The organism is Hwanghaeella sp. LZ110 (genome assembly GCF_048892525.1).
Taxonomy (GTDB): domain Bacteria; phylum Pseudomonadota; class Alphaproteobacteria; order UBA8366; family Aestuariispiraceae; genus Pacificispira.
The window spans coordinates 529,318-544,846 of sequence record NZ_JBLZHT010000001.1 but is presented as its reverse complement, the minus strand read 5'-3'; the positions used below and the strand labels follow the sequence as shown (position 1 = coordinate 544,846).

Below are 15,529 nucleotides of genomic sequence, written 5' to 3'. Positions count from 1 at the left end.
CATTTATTCTCCCCGACGGGTCTCGATCGCTGCTGTTAAGGATCGCAAGGACCCAAACAAGACGTCAATATCCGGATCATCTGATCGGATCATGCAATCGTAACGCTCTGATATTTCCAGGGACAATTCTAACGCATCGACAGAATCCAGGCCCAGACCGTCCCCAAAAAGCGGATCGTCCAAACCGATATCGTCTGCAGCAACATCTTCCAGATGCAAGGCCGTGACAATCAGTTCTGCAATCTCATGCTGAAATGGCGTTTTTTCCGACACAATTTCCCACCCATTTTTTCCACTTTATAACGTTATCTGGCGCGTCACTGAAAGTACTAATATTTTCAAGAAGCTAAAAACCACTGAGAAAGCCAATCATAGGGAAAATCATTCCCGTATGTTGCAGACGCTGACTATAGTGTTATGGGACTTAAGTATGATACAGTTCCTGACCAAGCAAGACGCGAAAATTCGAAAAACGGTTCATAGACTCTTGGCAGCGCGCGCCCCGTCCAATCCAACGCCTACACCCATTTCTCCAGCCACGTCTGTATCCTCAGACGGGGCCAGCCCGGCGGCATCAGATACGCCCCCTGAGAAATCAGCACAACCCCGCCATAAATCCATGGGCCCGGACGGCCTGGCGATGCTGTTGATCTCCAGTGTCGTCATTTTCCTGACAGTCGGGCTCAGTCTTCTGGTGTGTTTGATCCATGTCTTGCGAAAAGCCTGGCTGGCTTCAAGCAACCTCACGCCTACCCTGCAAGCGGACCGATCCCTCGTTGTTGTACTGGGGGTGTGTCTGAACGCGGATGGCAGTCTGCCGGATGATTACATCTTAAGGCTGCGCCGCGCAATAACGCTTAACATCCTGCCCATCCTGATCCTAGGGGGAGCGACTCGCGGGCCACATTTTCCGGCCGAATCGCAAGCCGGACGTGATTGGTTGCTGGCCCAGCATCAGGCCGGCGACACCATTCTTTGCGAAGATGGGTCCCGCAGCACTTTGGAAAACCTGACCTATCTTCGATCTGCGCTCGCCCCCGGAACTGACCGTCCCGTGATGATAACCAATCGCTATCACATGGCGCGTCTACAGATCATGGCGCGCGGACTGGGCCTGAACTATCCATTATGTGCCGCAGAGGACGAAATCCCCTGGTCCCTGTCGCAATGCGGGAAGCTGTTACTGGAAGCGGCCTATATCCATTGGTATTATACAGGTTATTGGATAGCCCGCCTGCTGCGCCATAAGGGCATGCTGGCAAGAATCAGCTAACGGTATGTTCCACCTTATCCAACCGTGCGCGATGTGCTTTTTGCTGACGCCAGAAGAACAAGCTGGCGACATGATACACCAGTCGAAACACCAGCAATTGCGGCCATATTCGGGTGCGACCATACACATCCCCTGACAGAACGGATATCACCGCCCGACGCAATTGGAACCGTCGCGTTGGATTTAAAAACAGATGGCGCAAAGCCGGATCGGTAAAGCGATAGATAAACCATGAAAACGCCCGCAACCCCTTTCTCACGCGCCTTTCATAGCGCCGCCGATGGCGCAGGGCGGCCTGTGGCTGGGTCAGAATACCCTCCACGGCCTCTGCCGCATACTCGGCACCCTGCATCGCCAGATAGACGCCGCTGGAAAACACCGGGTCTATGAAAGCATAGGCATCCCCGACAAGCAGAAATCGTTCCCCCGTCATTTCAGTCGATTGGTATGAGAAATTGCCGGTCCCGCGCATCTCTCCCAAAAGCTGGGCATTTTCCAGCCGTTGCGCCACGCCCTGAGTGTTGCTGACCGTTTGCCAGAACAAGTTTTGTAAATCCCCATCTCGCTGCTTCAGATATCCGGGATCAGACACCATCCCAACACTGGTGCAACCATCCTGCAGCGGGATCAGCCAGAACCAGCCCTGATCGAACCAATAAATGCTGATATTCCCGGCTTCTTCACCCTCTCGGCGCACCACGTTTGAAAAATGGCCAAACACAGCCGCGCTCTTATGGCGCTTGTTGCGTCGTTTCAGATCCAATCTCTGGCTCAGAAAAGTATCACGGCCCGATGCATCGACGACAAACCGGGCCGTTATCTGCCGTGCTGTGCCATCTGTGCCCAGGATTGACGCTGTAACAGGGTCCGCGTCCAATTCAATGCCCGTTACCCTGGTTTCCTGCACCACCTGAACGCCCCGTTCAGAGGCATTGTCCAACAGCATTTCGTCAAATTCAGCGCGCCGAACCTGAAAAGCAGAAGGTTCATCCGGGGCCATGGCTTCGGAAAAATCATAGACGACGTGGCTTTCCGCCTCATTGCCAGAGAAATCCGCCCCATGCTTGGTCACACCGATGTGACGCAGGCGGTTTTCAACCCCCAACCGCCGCAAAATAGGCAAATTGCGTGGCAACAGGGATTCCCCGATGTGAAATCTGGGGTGACGGTCCTTTTCCACCAGCAAGACTGAAAAACCACGTTCAACCAATAATGTGGATACAGTCGATCCTGCAGGTCCGCCCCCTATCACCAGCACATCGCATGAAAGCGTCATTTCACAGCCTTATGAAACTATCAGGAAATCAGCCAGCACCGCCGACCCGACCAACACCCTACACGGCGACACTTTAACAGCACAAGACTGCCGCCGTGGCGCACCATTGTTTCCTGAAAGCAACCATCGCTGTGAAAGACTATGCGCATTTGAGGAGCAGTGATTGTGGCAATTCTGTCGTTACATTGGGTATAAGCGCTGTTCTGCCCTCAATCCAAGGTACGATATCTTCTGCTAACAAGGGTTTGGCGAACAGATAGCCTTGCATCTCATCAATTCCGAGTTCGCATATTGTCTGTGCCTGGCGATCATTCTCGATTCCTTCAGCAACAGTTTTCAACCCCAATTGCTGCCCAAGATCCTTGACCGACTTTAAGATGGAATAATCCTTTGCTTTATCAGGCGCATGCGTCACGAAGGATCGGTCAATTTTGATACAATCGACATCCAGTGACTGAAGATAGCTCATAGAGGCGAATCCGGTTCCAAAATCATCAATAGACAAGTGCAGCCCTAGAGATTTCAGGCCTGCAATTTTATCCTGAACTAAATCATAGTCATGTAGATCCAGGCCTTCTGTGATCTCCAACTCTAACTTGTTGGGATCAATGCCGCTGCGCGAAATGGTGTTGCGAACCATGCCAACCAGCCCCGGGTCAGAAAACAGGACCGGTGATATATTCACGGACATCGCAACATCCATTGAATGCTGATACTGCCAGTCAGTCCAGGTTTGGCAGGCCTTGCGTAAAACCCATTGGGTCAATTCCCGGATCGACGACCCTTGTTCGGCAACAGGAATAAACTCCATTGGCGAAATGGGGCCATGTTCCGGGTGGTTCCAACGAATCAACGCCTCTAAACCGTGTAATACACCAGAACCAGACAGGACGCGCGGCTGATATCGAACAGTGAAGTCGCGATCAAAATCGGCCTTATCCAGTTCGGTCAGGATCCATTTCTGATCCAACTCATTCTTAGACATGCCCAACTGGCTTGAAACAGTGCGCGTATATTCCGTGACGCTTTCATTCAAACAATCGAAGAACTCTTTGCGAGAAAATGGCTTGTTTAAGAAGCGAAACACGGCAGCCCGATTAATCGACGCAGACAAGATTTCCTGATCCGCATATCCTGACATGATCACCCGCGTGGTCATGGGGGCCACAGATCGCGCCATTTCCAGAAATTCTATTCCAGACATGCCGCGCATGCTCACATCGCTGACGACAACCGCATATGGCCCATCCGCCGTCAGCATGTGAAGGCCTTCCTGACCGCTATTTGCGATGTCTACTTCAAAATTTTGTCCGGCAATGCGTTTTATCCCTTCAAGAATAAAGGCATCGTCGTCAACAATCAGCACCCTTGTCATCACGTTTCATCCTGCTGGTAAATTCATGGCTTCTTGTGTCATGTTAGCGTGGCTGCCTCTATCCGCATTTGAGGGCAATTTTTCCGATAACAGAGCGAAACAATCGGACTTTGGATGGGTGCTTATGAGTGTATTACCAAGTATCGCCTTCGTAGATGATGAACCAAAAATTCTGTCTGGTATTCGCAGAGGTTTAAAAAAACAGCGCCCGAACTGGGATTTAGCATTCTTTGAGAACCCCATTGAAGCGCTACAGAATTTCAAGGCAAAGCCACCCCGGGTAGTGGTTGTTGATATTCGCATGCCCCAAATGAATGGGCTGGATTTAGCGCGCGAGATTAACAAAAGCTGTCCTGGTACATTGTGTATCGTATTATCCGGATCTACCGATTTCGATATTGCCATCGCGTCCATCAACGACGGCAATGTCTTCAGGTATTATGTAAAGCCCTGCAGCCTGGACATTCTAATCGATGGCATTGAAGAGGCATTATCAACGCGCCGCCGGCGTGCTGACGACCAACCCAACACAGCCAGGATGGCTGGTTCAAAAATGGTCGACAGCCTGTCCGCAGGCGCTTTGGATTTGATTCGATATGGTGTACTGGTCGCGGATTCGGACGGACATGCCCTGTTCACCAACGCCAAGGCTGGTCGTATGCTAACAGAGCAGGTTGGACTGTCTTTGGATGCAAACGGATTCTGCCGGGCAGCGAATACGAAAGAGACCGAGCGCCTGCATCTGGCAATTGCCAAGGCAAGCAATCTTTCGGAAATGACGGCCCTGACGCTGATATCCCCGGACGGAACACCTTTGCGGGTGACTGTTCAGCCCTATGAAGCAGAAAGTGCCACCAATAATCGATTGGTCTGTTTGTTCTTGTTTTCAGATGATCAAGTGACCAGACCCAACCCAAAGTTACTGATGGATATGTTTTCGTTGACGGTATCTGAATCTCGTCTTGCAGCCGCATTGGCTGGAGGGATGTCATTGGAAGATGCCGCCCAGGAATGCGGACTCACACGCGCCTCTGCACGCACTTACTTAAAGAACATTTTTTCAAAACTGGATGTTACGCGTCAATCAGAACTGGTCCGGACAATATTGATTTCATTGGCTAATTCAACAAGCGATAATTCATGAAGACCTATTTCTTCTAGATAGGCCTTATCAAGACCGGGCATCCTTGTGTCATTTTGCGCCGGGTCGCCTTCTGCCACCGCATCAGACTCTATCGCATCGCCAGAGCATGCCAATGCCTGCGCTAGGTGGACCGCAGCCAGACAGCCCTTTTCATGCTGTCGGGCAGCAGTTGGGTTATGATGGAAAGCAACAGCTTCTACCACCGAGTTTGAGAAACCCCAAAGTCCAATCAGATAGGCCCCTAAAGCAGCATGTCCTGCCCCAAAAACCTCTGTTTCAATGTCATTAATTGATTTTTGCTGCTTTTCTGTCTGGATTTGAATCTGCTTAAAATCGACCTGGCGGTTAAGCCGAAGCACCACTGTTCCAATATGACATAACAGCCCCGCTGTTGCTGCATCTTCAACGACCTCCGAACTGCAGCCCATTTTTTCTGCTATCTGGCGCGCCATGCTGGCAATCTTTAAAGATCGCTGGGCCAAAGCCTGGCTTTCCTTAACCAAAGCTGGATCCATATCAGCCCGTAGATAGAACTCGCTGAGCGTGACCAGGGCGCGGATCGTCTCAAATCCTAATAATTCTACAGCATCCCGACATTTTGTAACTCGATAGGGTATGGCAAAGAACGACGAGTTGACGAGACGCAACACAAGCGTTGCCAGGCCTAAATCATTGTCAAGAACGCTGCCAACCGACTTGGCTGATGCAATCGGATGATCCAGTTCACGGATAAGCTGAAAGTATCGTTCAGACGGTATCGGGAGGATGGCAAGTTTTCCGACCAACTGACGCAGTGCATGAATGGGCAGCAAATCCCTGAGTGCCAGCGACGCTTCGATGGCCTTAATCAGGGTTTCAGAATCGCAGGGTTTTGGCAGAAACTGATGCGCGCTTGCCAGTCCGTCCAGCATTGCATCCTTTTCCGCAAAACCCGACAATATTATACGAATACTTTCTGGATATGCCTTCGCGGTCGCTGCCAGGACTTTCGCGCCATCAACATCGGGCATACGCATATCACAAACTAAAACATCGATGGCGCCCTTTTCAAGCCTGTTTAGGGCCTGTCTCCCGCCTTCTGCAAACTCCATAGACCAGATATTCCTTTGGCCACGCGTCGCACGACGAAGCCCCTGAAGAATATTAGGCTCATCATCTACTATTAAGATAACAGGCTTATGATCCGTATCCATCGCAAACATCGACCTTTAGTTTGTCCCGTGTGCCTTTCTGGCAAAAGGTTTTCTATCGCGCTATCCCTAAATGAGGACATGATGTGTTACGGCGAAAAATATATTTTCGCTAAAGTTGTCCCTATTTGAGGATATTACTTCTGAGCAGCACGCGTCATTTACAGGCCACACAAACATTAGGAGACGACCATGAAACAAAACTCCCTATATGGACTGATCGCCGCAACGCTGTTGCTTATTGCATCCGTCGGGGTTCAAGTCAGCCATGCGAAAGACCAGCTTCCAGCCCCAACGGGCAAGCAAGTTCTGGAAGTGACCGGAATGATCGATGCGACGACGGACGGTACCAGCGCCTATTTTGATATTGATCAGTTGATGGCACTGGGACCCAAACAGATTACGACGGCAACCCCATGGACCTCTGGCACAGTTAACTTTGTCGGGATTCCAGTGAAAGCCTTGCTGGATGCAGTAAAAGCCTCTGGTGAGACATTATCCGTCACCGCACTTAATGACTATACAGCATCCATGCCAATTGATGTTCTCACCGACGCGAATGCCATTCTGGCTTATGAAATGGATGGTCAGCGTCTCAAGATCCGGGACAAGGGCCCCTTATGGGTCATTTTTCCCTTTGATGATGACGCAAAGTATCGAACCGACGCTTATCTGGCCTATGCCGTCTGGCAGGTTAAGCTTATAAAGGTACAGTGAACCATGAATCCTGGACGCACCTTCAGTTCACCCATGCGAATTGGTTTGATCGGCGGCGGAATTGCCCTCGCCATTGTCTATCTGGTCTTTACCACTTGGTTTAGACAACAGATTGAAGAAGAAGCGATCGAATTCAGGGAAAATTTGCTGTGGGCTGTGTTTCAAGTTCAGAAGGAGTTGATCTCAACTCTTCGGTTATCTGAAGGTGCGACCAGGGACAATAATGTTTCAGCAGACGATTTGTTGCTGAATTACGAGATTTTGGTCAGTCGGATAAAACTGGTCCAACATGGCGATGGCTTTGAAGACTTACGCTTGCTCAACGACTTCTCTAACACCCTGGACAAACTGGAAAACAGTGTCGTGGTGATCGATCAGCAGATCGAAAAAGTCGGGAGTAATCCCCAGGCCATTGCGACCATATTACATCAGAATTTACAGCCATTTGAGGAGTTACTGCAAAGTAACAGCCTGCAGGCAATCAATTTCACTACAGTCAGAAACACGACCCGCAATGCTGATATCGCAAGAATGCTGAACTGGCTGCAGTTTCTGTTTGTTGTGAATATGCTTCTGATCGGTGGTGCGATATTCCTTGCCTTCCGGCAGACCCTACGGGCCTATCAGTCTGCTTTTAAGGTGGAAGAACAAGCCCTTGCGCGTCGTTTCGCGGAAGAAACGGCTGAACGCAGCAAACTTGAGGCTTTAGGGTCACTGGCGGGTGGTGTGGCACATGAAATTAACACACCGGCACAATTTGTTACCACGAATCTGGAATTCCTAAACGACGCCTGCGACGAACTCTTAACTGAAGATGCCAGCAAAATCTCCGCTGATGATTTGGACTATCTTCGAAAGGAAATCCCGCTGGCGATCCAGCAATCCCAGGAGGGCATGATCCGCATTCGGGATATCGTTAAAGCCATCAAACACTTTGCGCACCCGGAACAGGGCAAGAAATCCCTGATCTCAATTGAAGACGAAATCCGCAACGCCGTGCTTCTGACCAGCAATCAGACCAAAGCCAAAGTCACTGTGGAAACCAGCATTCAGGAAAACCTTCCCCCGGTGTTGGGATGCCCGAATGAGTTAAATCAAGTGATCATCAATCTAATTGTTAACTCTGCTTATGCATTGTCAAAACAACCGGCTAAAGATCCTGATCATGAAGCCTGTGCACAGGAAGATAGAATCAGAATTGCCGCGGCTTTGGACGGCAGCGAAATTGTAGTTACCGTGCACGATAACGGTCCCGGCATTGCAAAAGAGATTGCACAGCGCATTTTTGACCCCTTTTTCACAACCAAGGCTGTTGGGGACGGTTCTGGACAGGGCTTGACGATCAGCCAACGCATTATCACGAATACATTTCATGGTTCACTTCAGTTGGACGACACGGTAACTGAAGGGACACGCTTCCGTATTATTCTTCCAGTCGCGCAAAATGATGCTGACTATAGGGACCTTAACTAGCCCCAGCCAACATCTAGACCTTCTGCTTTTTGCGTTACTATTGGCCCGCCAAACCAAGCCTCTAAAACACTTTCATATTCAGTATCCTGACTGTGCTTGACATCAATCCGATTAACCATCTACAAATCACTTAAACAATGTTGCGAATAACTATCATTCGCGTTTATGAGTAAAGTTTGTAAAGAGCGAGGCGACTACAAGAAAATTATGGAAAAAGAAGACCCTATGTTCATCAAGTCTATCACACACAAAACATCCTCGGACTCTGATCCTCTGATCGTCACAAGCAACGCCCTGCTGCAGAACAGGAATGAAGTGGTGATAGAACATCGCGGGGAGCAATATCGTCTGCGCAGAACCCGCCAGGACAAGCTGATCCTAACAAAATAATCCGGCTTACAATTTAAGATTTCCACTAAAACTACGTATCACCAACACGCCGTACCAAGGCAATTCCGGGCAGGCTGGGGCTAAGGCGCGCATTTTGCAGCGCTTCAAAATTAACCCGCTTGTTGCGTCCACTGCGATAGGCATGTTCCCGAATGAGCGAAGCCGCACGTGTCCCCTGACGGTTTATGATCGCGTCCAGAATCTGGTGATGATCTTCTTCCGCAGCGCGGACCTGAAGCAAGCCTTTTTCAGGTTGGGCACTGTTAAAGACGATGGCCCTGGGCCCCGCCAAGGGGACACGACATATATTCCGTATCGCAGGAAACAACGCCTTATTAGATGCGGCTTCCAGAATACCGTCATGAAATGCCGCGTTCAAATCAATCCAGCGTGTTCGCGCGGCGACATCCGTCAGCCCCTGATCTGACAGGGCAGAGGCTTCTGCCAAAATCTTGCGCATCTGACGCTCCTGCGGGGCGGGCAGGCCACGCTCGGCTGCTTGCCGTGCCGCCAGGGCTTCCAACTCACCGCGCACCTCAATTGCGTCCGCAACTTCATCGACCGTGAACAAACGAACCCGAAAGCCGCGATTGGGCATTCGGATTAACAGGCCTTCCTGCTCCAATGCCCCCATGGCCAGCCGCGCCAATGTGCGCGACACCATCAAGCCATCGGCAACCGCAACCTCGCGCAAGGCCTCCCCCGGTTCATAGACCCCGGAAAGGACCGTCTCTCTAAGACTTTGGGTTACTTGATCCAACTGCGTCGCCATACCTCACCCTTACCTTATTCTGCATGCAATACAATCAGTCATAGTGAAAATACGCCGAATTCCTGCTTGAAATCCACTGATATTGCATGCAACTTTATCACAACAAACATTTTTAGGGAGTACGCGTCCAATGCCAGACAGTCTCGACCCCCGGTCCCGGCCTGTTCAAAAGCCCCATTTCGATACGCCGCCGCTGCAATCCAGCCGACCGCCGCGCTGTCCTCCCTTTGTGGAAATCACCAAGTCTGATCAATTGCTACCCTATTTGGAGCATGTCGCACAACGGCCCTATAACCACGGCCTGAATGCGTGCTGGGACCTCAAAGAGGGCGAGCGCGTGATGCTGCGTGTCGATAATTGGCACAGCGAACTGACGATTGAGGCCTGCAAAAAGATCCTTGAGAAGTACAAGGTCAAATACGAGATCAAATACATCGACCGCGGCCCGATCCCGCAATGGGTCGGCGCGGATGAAGTCGATTACTACCTGTTCCGCACCAAAGAGCTCGCTGAGTGGATGGACATGTGGGAAGAGGAAGAGAAGAACCAGAAATACGATAAAATCCTGATGGGCTATGGCGGTCCGGTATTGGCCGAACGCTTCATCAAGATTCAGCGCATGCCCTTCATCACGCCGGAAATCCTGGCCTCCCCGGCCCATGCCATGCCCATTGAAGTCATCAATGCCATGGACAAATGGACCTGGGACCGGATTCGCAATGCCAAACGGGCGCGGATCACCGATCCCGAAGGCACCGATATGTCCTTTACCAATCACGATGAATATTGGGACGCCAATCGCGAATTCTACAATCCGGAACTGACCGCGCGGACCTGGACCGGGAATGAGCATTTCGGCAAGACCTACCTGCCGGGCCACATTACCGGACGCCCCTGGATGTTCCATCCGTTCAAAGAAGACGGCTGTGGCATCATTGCGGGCACCACCAACCATATCGCGCCTTGTGACTGGACCCAGTTGGTCGTGGAAAACTCCAAAATCACACAGATCAATGAAGGCGGCGAATTTGGCCGCAAACTGCGCGATGTTATGGAGCAGACCAAGGACATCCAATATCCGACCTTCCCGGACAAGGGCATCATGCATTGGTGGGAAGCATCGATTGGCACGAACCCGCATATCCATCGCCCGCGCAAGGACTTCTCGTCAGGCTTTGTGAATTGCCTGTATGAACGGGTGCGCTCCGGCGTCATCCATATGGGCTTTGGCACCATCATCTCATCCATGGCAGAACGGGAAGCCGCCCGTATGGGTCATCTGGTGGGCCATTGGCATATCCATCTGTACTTCCCGACCTATACTTGCGAAATGGACGGGGATAACGAGAATATCATTGAAAACGGTCGCCTTCAGGCACTCGACGACCCGGAAATCCGCAAGATCTGCTCGAAATATGGCGATCCGGAACTGTGGATGGATGAAAGCTGGAACCCCGCTGTCCCCGGCATCAATATGGATGGGGATTACTGGGACCATTATGCCAAAGATCCGCTTCACTGGGTGAAGACGGAATTGGAAGTTTGCCGCAACTATCATCCGATGTTCATGAAGATGGTTGGCGCGGACGACAAATATTGCCACGGTGCCGGGGCCGATTGGTGGAAGGGCGGATGCTGTGATCACAGCGGCGTCTCTGCACCCGTCCTACCCGGAAACTGCTGTGGACATGACCACGACTGAACACAGCAAGGGGGCATCCCGCCCCTGGAGTTATCAGGGGCATGGGGCCCCCAATAAATGAGGGGCAAAAGCCTCCGAAGACAAAATTTATGAAACCCTGATGGGAGGAAGAATGATGAGTCGTATTACAAAACTGGCTGCCGTTACGCTGGCGGCCGCGACATTGGTTGCCAGCGCAAGCCTGGCTCAGGCGCAAACCCGTGTTTTGCGTTATGCAGATTTTGGCCCTGACCGCGGCAGCCGCGCCGAAGTCATTAAATGGATGGATTCCGAAATGCGCGCCCGCAGTGACGGTGCGTTGGGCCTGGACATCACCTGGGGCGGCACGCTGCTGGGCGCGAAGAATGCCATCGATGGCGTCGGCAATGGCGTGTCTGATCTTGCTTCCGTCGTTCCGGTTTACGAGCCCGGAAAGCTGACCGCGTGGCGCGTGTCGGATGTTCGCCAGATCGCTGATGAATATGTCGGCATGATGGCAACCTATGAGCTTATGACCCAGAATGAAGCGGCAATTAAGAACTTTGCCGATCAGGGCGTGCACTACGTATCCAACTTCACCACCGGCCCGACCCAGCTTTTAAGCCGCGAGCAGATCACGAACCTGGACGAGCTTAAAGGGAAGAAGATCCGGGCGACCGGCAGTTTTGGTAAAGCTTTTGAGGCAGAAGGTGCGGCGGCTGTATCGATGAGCCAGCCCGACGTTTACCAGGCGCTTTCAACTGGCACTATCGACGGCACCGCCAGCTACGCCTATGTCATCAATTCATACAAACAGTATGAAGTCGCCACCCATCTGACGACAATCGATATGGGTCAGAATCTCGGTTGGGGCATCGTGATGAACAGCCGTGTCTGGTCCAGCCTGACGCCAGAACAGCAAACGATGATGGCAGAGCTGGGTCATGATGCAACGCTGTATATGGCGCAGAAAATGTACGAAGACCGCACGCAAATCCTGGATAAACTGCGAGCTGGTGTTGACGGCATTACAATTGTCGAACATGACGGTGATCCGGCAATGAAAAAAGCCCTGATCGAAGCTGCTGAATCGGCTGGCATGGAATGGATGGGCGGTGCCCGGGATCAGGGTCTTCCTGCTGACGATCTGTTGGCGGCCTTTGATGCAGCCGTTGCTAAATACCACAAAGAAATGGAAGTACAGGGCTATCCCTGGGCTAAGAAGTAACCCACGATGAGCGGGACCCATGATGGCATGCCGGCCCTGCCGCCAGGCAGCAAGCTCGGCATCCTAGATCGTCTCCTTGATCGGGCAGAGCGCGTGCTCTCCTCCATCGCCAGCATCATCTTGCTGGCGATGGGGGTCCTGATCAGTGTCAGCGTTGCTGCACGCGAACAGATCAACGTGACCATACCGGATGATATCCTGATGGTTGGGTTGGCCATGGTGGCTGTTGTCGCCTTGCCGATGGCACATGTGCAACGCGACAAGGGTCAGATTGCAGTCACAGTGATCACAGACCGAATGCCACAAAGAGTTGGCGAGATCGGCCGTTTGCTGGGGAATCTGCTTGGCTGTCTGCTGTTTGGCGCTATTGCCCTGTTGGTCATGGACTCCATCCCCAAAGCATTTGCCGAAAATCACTATTACGACGGGCAGCTATCAATCCCCGTTTGGCCGACAAAAGTGATTTTCGGGATCGGCATGGGATTGTTCTCAATCCGGTTGGGCCTGTGCATGGTCGGTGACCTGGTGACAATGAAAAATCGGCCCAAGGCCGACCATTAGAGGCATTTCGAAATATGGACCCACATCTGATAGGATACGGCGGTTTCGCGGTTGTCCTCGTCCTTCTTGCATTTCGTGTTCCCATCGCCATTGCCCTTGGCAGTGTCGCGACATGTGGCATGCTGTTGGCCTATGCTTGGACGCCCTGGTTGCCCTTCTCCCTGTCCGCCGCCATACCACCGGTCAGTTCCCTGTTGGGCTCTACACCGCTGGATTTTGTTAACTCCTATGCGTTATCAACTGTTCCCTTATTTATTTTCGTTGGGCACTTAGCGTTTCAGGCTGGCTTTACCACCGACATTTATGCCGCCGCCCGTGTATGGCTGGCGCGTATGCCAGGCGGGTTGGCGATCGCATCGATCATTGGCTGTGGCGGATTCAGCGCCATCAGTGGTTCGTCCGTCGCCTGTGCTGCGGCCATGGGGCGGGTTGCTGTTCCAGAAATGCTGGACAGTAACTATTCCCGCGCATTAGCGACAGGATCCGTCGCCATTGGCGGCACGCTGGGATCGCTGATCCCGCCATCCATTCTGTTCATTATCTTTGGCGTCTTTGCAGAACAGTCCATTGCAAAGCTGTTTGTTGCCGCTGCCATCCCAGGCCTTATCTCGCTGATCGGTTACGTTGTGATCGTTATCATCTGGGTTAAACTGCGCCCGCAAGATGCCCCCCAGCCCAACCTTACAAATGCGCGTGAAGCGCGGGGTCAAGCCCTGGCGAAATGTTGGCCGATCCTGCTGTTATTCGCCGTCATCATTGGTGGGATTTATCTGGGTGCGTTCACACCGACTGAGGCCGCTGGCGTCGGTGCCATCGCAACGCTGATTCTGGGCATCGTTTTGCGCCGTCTGGATATTGCCAAGATCAAAGAAGCCCTGCGCGAGGCGGTCAGTCAGTCCGGCCAGTTATTTGCCATCGCCATCGCTGGCAAACTGTTTGTCAACTTCATCGCCCTGACCAATGTCGCAGCGCAGTTAACCGGCTGGATCGGGTCTGCGGAACTGTCTGTCTTCCTGGTCATGGGGTTGATCGTGCTGTTGTATTTGGTGTTGGGCATGATGCTTGACCCGTTGGGCATCATCCTGCTCACCTTGCCCCTGACCCTGCCAGTGGTGGAATCCTATGGGCTGGACCTGATCTGGTATGGCGTCATTGTTGTGAAACTGCTGGAAATGGGACTGGTAACGCCGCCTATTGGACTGAACGTCTTTGTCATAAAATCGATTGTCGGCGACAAAATCCCGCTGGAGCGTATATTCGCCGGGGTCAGTTTCTTCCTGATCTCTGATGTGATTGTGATGGGTCTGCTGTTGGCCTTCCCGATCCTGTCGCTGTATCTGCCCAGCCTGTTATGAGCGGCCAGCAGGATACCGGGTTGAGGGTTGACGCCGTTGAGGTCTGGACACTTACCCTGGACCGGCTGACGCCATTTTCCAGTGCGAATGAAACCATCCAGCGCGAAACGCACCCGATTGTGGCAATTCGTGCGGGCGGCCTGACAGGTTGGGGGGAAGCCCCCGTTCCCCAGGCCCCGCTATATTTGCCGGAAAGTGTTGCTACCGTTCTGGATGCCCTGAAGAACCATCTGGCACCAAGGCTGTTGGGCAAAATATTAACAGAACCAGATGATGCCGCTGTCGCAATGGGTCCGGTTCGCGGCAATCTATTTGCAAAGCATGCCCTAGAAACCGCCGCACTGAACCTGATCTGCAAGAACAGAAAAATCAAGCTGGCAGCCTTGCTGGGGGCGACCAGCGGCAGTGTCCCCGCCGGGGCAACCTTTGGTCTGCCCACGCACCCGGAGGACCTGTTCGATCAGATCGATGAAGCACTGGATCTGGGCCATACGCGCATTAAGGTGAAAATCGCGCCGGGACGGGATGCCACCGTGCTGAAGGCCCTGCGCGACAGATATCCCGGTATCGCGCTGACCGCCGATGGCAACAGCGCCTATAGTATCCAGGACGCCGCCGATTTGATTGCGCTGGATCGCTTTGACCTGACACTGTTGGAACAACCCCTGGCCTGGGATGATTTCGTCGATCACGCCGCCTTGCAGGCCCAGATGAAAACCCCGCTGGCCCTGGACGAGAGTTTGCAGTCAGACAGTGATCTGGCAACCGCGATCGCGCTGAAATCCTGCCGTGCCATTGTCTTGAAACCCGCCCATGTCGGTGGCCCCTGGCAGGCAAAGAAGATGCATGATCGTGCACACCGCGCGGACCTGCCCGTCATGATTGGGGGCATGCATGATTTCTGTATCGCACGCGCGGCAAATCTGGCCGTAGCCGCCCTGCCTGGGTGTATCGTGCCGGGCGATGTTGGTGGCACGGATCGATACTATGGAACTGATCTGGTGGATCCGCCGCTGCGCATGGCGGCAACCGGCATGCCCGTTCCCGGCCGCCTGGACGTCAATGAAAGCGAAATTCGCAGAATTGCTGAGTTTCAGTTCAAATCGACGCTATAG

At 52.5% G+C, this 15,529-nt stretch carries 15 protein-coding genes; 10 read left to right on the top strand and 5 right to left on the bottom strand.

The window, feature by feature from the left end:
- Window positions 1–3 precede the first annotated feature (3 nt).
- On the bottom strand, window positions 4–273 hold the full coding sequence (locus ACOSDM_RS02325) for a phosphopantetheine-binding protein (protein ID WP_420722865.1): 270 nt from the start codon (window positions 271–273) through the stop codon (window positions 4–6).
- A gap of 157 nt (window positions 274–430) precedes the next feature.
- Between ACOSDM_RS02325 and ACOSDM_RS02320 the strand changes: the two genes are divergently transcribed.
- Window positions 431–1,273 (top strand): YdcF family protein, encoded by an 843-nt coding sequence (locus ACOSDM_RS02320; RefSeq protein ID WP_420722864.1) that lies wholly within the window; start codon window positions 431–433, stop codon window positions 1,271–1,273.
- Here the strand turns inward: ACOSDM_RS02320 and ACOSDM_RS02315 are convergent.
- Both ACOSDM_RS02315 and ACOSDM_RS02310 read right to left on the bottom strand, forming a co-directional pair.
- Window positions 1,266–2,549 carry an NAD(P)/FAD-dependent oxidoreductase gene (locus ACOSDM_RS02315; RefSeq protein WP_420722863.1) on the bottom strand — a complete coding sequence of 428 codons (1,284 nt, stop codon included), beginning with the start codon at window positions 2,547–2,549 and terminating at the stop codon, window positions 1,266–1,268. The genes ACOSDM_RS02320 and ACOSDM_RS02315 overlap by 8 nt on opposite strands.
- Before the next feature lie 139 nt (window positions 2,550–2,688).
- Window positions 2,689–3,924 carry an EAL domain-containing protein gene (locus ACOSDM_RS02310; protein WP_420722862.1) on the bottom strand — a complete coding sequence of 412 codons (1,236 nt, stop codon included), beginning with the start codon at window positions 3,922–3,924 and terminating at the stop codon, window positions 2,689–2,691.
- A gap of 40 nt (window positions 3,925–3,964) precedes the next feature.
- On the opposite strand from ACOSDM_RS02310, the gene ACOSDM_RS02305 reads away from it, so the two are divergent.
- Complete coding sequence (locus tag ACOSDM_RS02305) at window positions 3,965–5,068, top strand: DNA-binding response regulator (protein ID WP_420722861.1); 1,104 nt, start codon at window positions 3,965–3,967, stop codon at window positions 5,066–5,068.
- Here ACOSDM_RS02305 and ACOSDM_RS02300 read toward each other — a convergent pair.
- Window positions 5,005–6,261: an HDOD domain-containing protein gene (locus ACOSDM_RS02300; RefSeq protein ID WP_420722860.1), complete on the bottom strand. Its 1,257-nt coding sequence runs from the start codon at window positions 6,259–6,261 to the stop codon at window positions 5,005–5,007. The genes ACOSDM_RS02305 and ACOSDM_RS02300 overlap by 64 nt on opposite strands.
- 189 nt (window positions 6,262–6,450) lie before the next feature.
- Between ACOSDM_RS02300 and ACOSDM_RS02295 the strand changes: the two genes are divergently transcribed.
- From ACOSDM_RS02295 to hemP, 3 genes are all read left to right on the top strand, one after another.
- On the top strand, window positions 6,451–6,975 hold the full coding sequence (locus ACOSDM_RS02295; RefSeq protein ID WP_420722859.1) for a molybdopterin-dependent oxidoreductase: 525 nt from the start codon (window positions 6,451–6,453) through the stop codon (window positions 6,973–6,975).
- Between the two features lie 3 nt (window positions 6,976–6,978).
- The gene (locus ACOSDM_RS02290; RefSeq protein ID WP_420722858.1) at window positions 6,979–8,448 is read left to right on the top strand and encodes a sensor histidine kinase; all 1,470 of its coding nucleotides are present in this window, start codon (window positions 6,979–6,981) and stop codon (window positions 8,446–8,448) included.
- 207 nt (window positions 8,449–8,655) lie between these two features.
- Entirely contained in the window at window positions 8,656–8,838 is a 183-nt protein-coding gene (gene hemP, locus ACOSDM_RS02285) for a hemin uptake protein HemP (RefSeq protein ID WP_420722857.1), read from the top strand.
- A gap of 31 nt (window positions 8,839–8,869) precedes the next feature.
- On the opposite strand, the gene ACOSDM_RS02280 is transcribed toward hemP, so the two are convergent.
- Complete coding sequence (locus tag ACOSDM_RS02280) at window positions 8,870–9,610, bottom strand: GntR family transcriptional regulator (RefSeq protein ID WP_420722856.1); 741 nt, start codon at window positions 9,608–9,610, stop codon at window positions 8,870–8,872.
- Between the two features lie 130 nt (window positions 9,611–9,740).
- Here ACOSDM_RS02280 and ACOSDM_RS02275 point away from each other — a divergent pair, with 130 nt between their 5' ends.
- The 5 genes from ACOSDM_RS02275 to menC all read left to right on the top strand — a co-directional run bounded on the left by ACOSDM_RS02275 (window position 9,741) and on the right by menC (window position 15,529).
- Complete coding sequence (locus ACOSDM_RS02275) at window positions 9,741–11,312, top strand: hypothetical protein (protein ID WP_420722855.1); 1,572 nt, start codon at window positions 9,741–9,743, stop codon at window positions 11,310–11,312.
- Window positions 11,313–11,424: 112 nt separating this feature from the next.
- Window positions 11,425–12,498: a TRAP transporter substrate-binding protein DctP gene (gene dctP, locus ACOSDM_RS02270; RefSeq protein WP_420722854.1), complete on the top strand. Its 1,074-nt coding sequence runs from the start codon at window positions 11,425–11,427 to the stop codon at window positions 12,496–12,498.
- Window positions 12,499–12,504: 6 nt separating this feature from the next.
- On the top strand, window positions 12,505–13,059 hold the full coding sequence (locus tag ACOSDM_RS02265; protein ID WP_420722853.1) for a TRAP transporter small permease: 555 nt from the start codon (window positions 12,505–12,507) through the stop codon (window positions 13,057–13,059).
- A 14-nt stretch (window positions 13,060–13,073) separates the two neighbouring features.
- Window positions 13,074–14,414 (top strand): TRAP transporter large permease, encoded by a 1,341-nt coding sequence (locus tag ACOSDM_RS02260; protein ID WP_420722852.1) that lies wholly within the window; start codon window positions 13,074–13,076, stop codon window positions 14,412–14,414.
- Window positions 14,411–15,529 (top strand): o-succinylbenzoate synthase, encoded by a 1,119-nt coding sequence (menC, locus tag ACOSDM_RS02255; protein WP_420722851.1) that lies wholly within the window; start codon window positions 14,411–14,413, stop codon window positions 15,527–15,529. Before ACOSDM_RS02260 ends, menC begins: the two co-directional genes overlap by 4 nt.

Coding starts and splice junctions, on each gene's coding strand:
- ACOSDM_RS02305 (WP_420722861.1), top strand. CDS start 3,965: ATGTTAGCGTGGCTGCCTCTATCCGCATTTGAGGGCAATTTTTCCGAT.
- dctP (WP_420722854.1), top strand. CDS start 11,425: ATGATGAGTCGTATTACAAAACTGGCTGCCGTTACGCTGGCGGCCGCG.
- ACOSDM_RS02310 (WP_420722862.1), bottom strand. CDS start 3,924: ATGACAAGGGTGCTGATTGTTGACGACGATGCCTTTATTCTTGAAGGG.
- ACOSDM_RS02320 (WP_420722864.1), top strand. CDS start 431: ATGATACAGTTCCTGACCAAGCAAGACGCGAAAATTCGAAAAACGGTT.
- hemP (WP_420722857.1), top strand. CDS start 8,656: ATGGAAAAAGAAGACCCTATGTTCATCAAGTCTATCACACACAAAACA.
- ACOSDM_RS02275 (WP_420722855.1), top strand. CDS start 9,741: ATGCCAGACAGTCTCGACCCCCGGTCCCGGCCTGTTCAAAAGCCCCAT.
- ACOSDM_RS02295 (WP_420722859.1), top strand. CDS start 6,451: ATGAAACAAAACTCCCTATATGGACTGATCGCCGCAACGCTGTTGCTT.
- ACOSDM_RS02300 (WP_420722860.1), bottom strand. CDS start 6,261: ATGGATACGGATCATAAGCCTGTTATCTTAATAGTAGATGATGAGCCT.
- ACOSDM_RS02315 (WP_420722863.1), bottom strand. CDS start 2,549: ATGACGCTTTCATGCGATGTGCTGGTGATAGGGGGCGGACCTGCAGGA.
- ACOSDM_RS02265 (WP_420722853.1), top strand. CDS start 12,505: ATGAGCGGGACCCATGATGGCATGCCGGCCCTGCCGCCAGGCAGCAAG.
- ACOSDM_RS02290 (WP_420722858.1), top strand. CDS start 6,979: ATGAATCCTGGACGCACCTTCAGTTCACCCATGCGAATTGGTTTGATC.
- ACOSDM_RS02260 (WP_420722852.1), top strand. CDS start 13,074: ATGGACCCACATCTGATAGGATACGGCGGTTTCGCGGTTGTCCTCGTC.
- menC (WP_420722851.1), top strand. CDS start 14,411: ATGAGCGGCCAGCAGGATACCGGGTTGAGGGTTGACGCCGTTGAGGTC.
- ACOSDM_RS02280 (WP_420722856.1), bottom strand. CDS start 9,610: ATGGCGACGCAGTTGGATCAAGTAACCCAAAGTCTTAGAGAGACGGTC.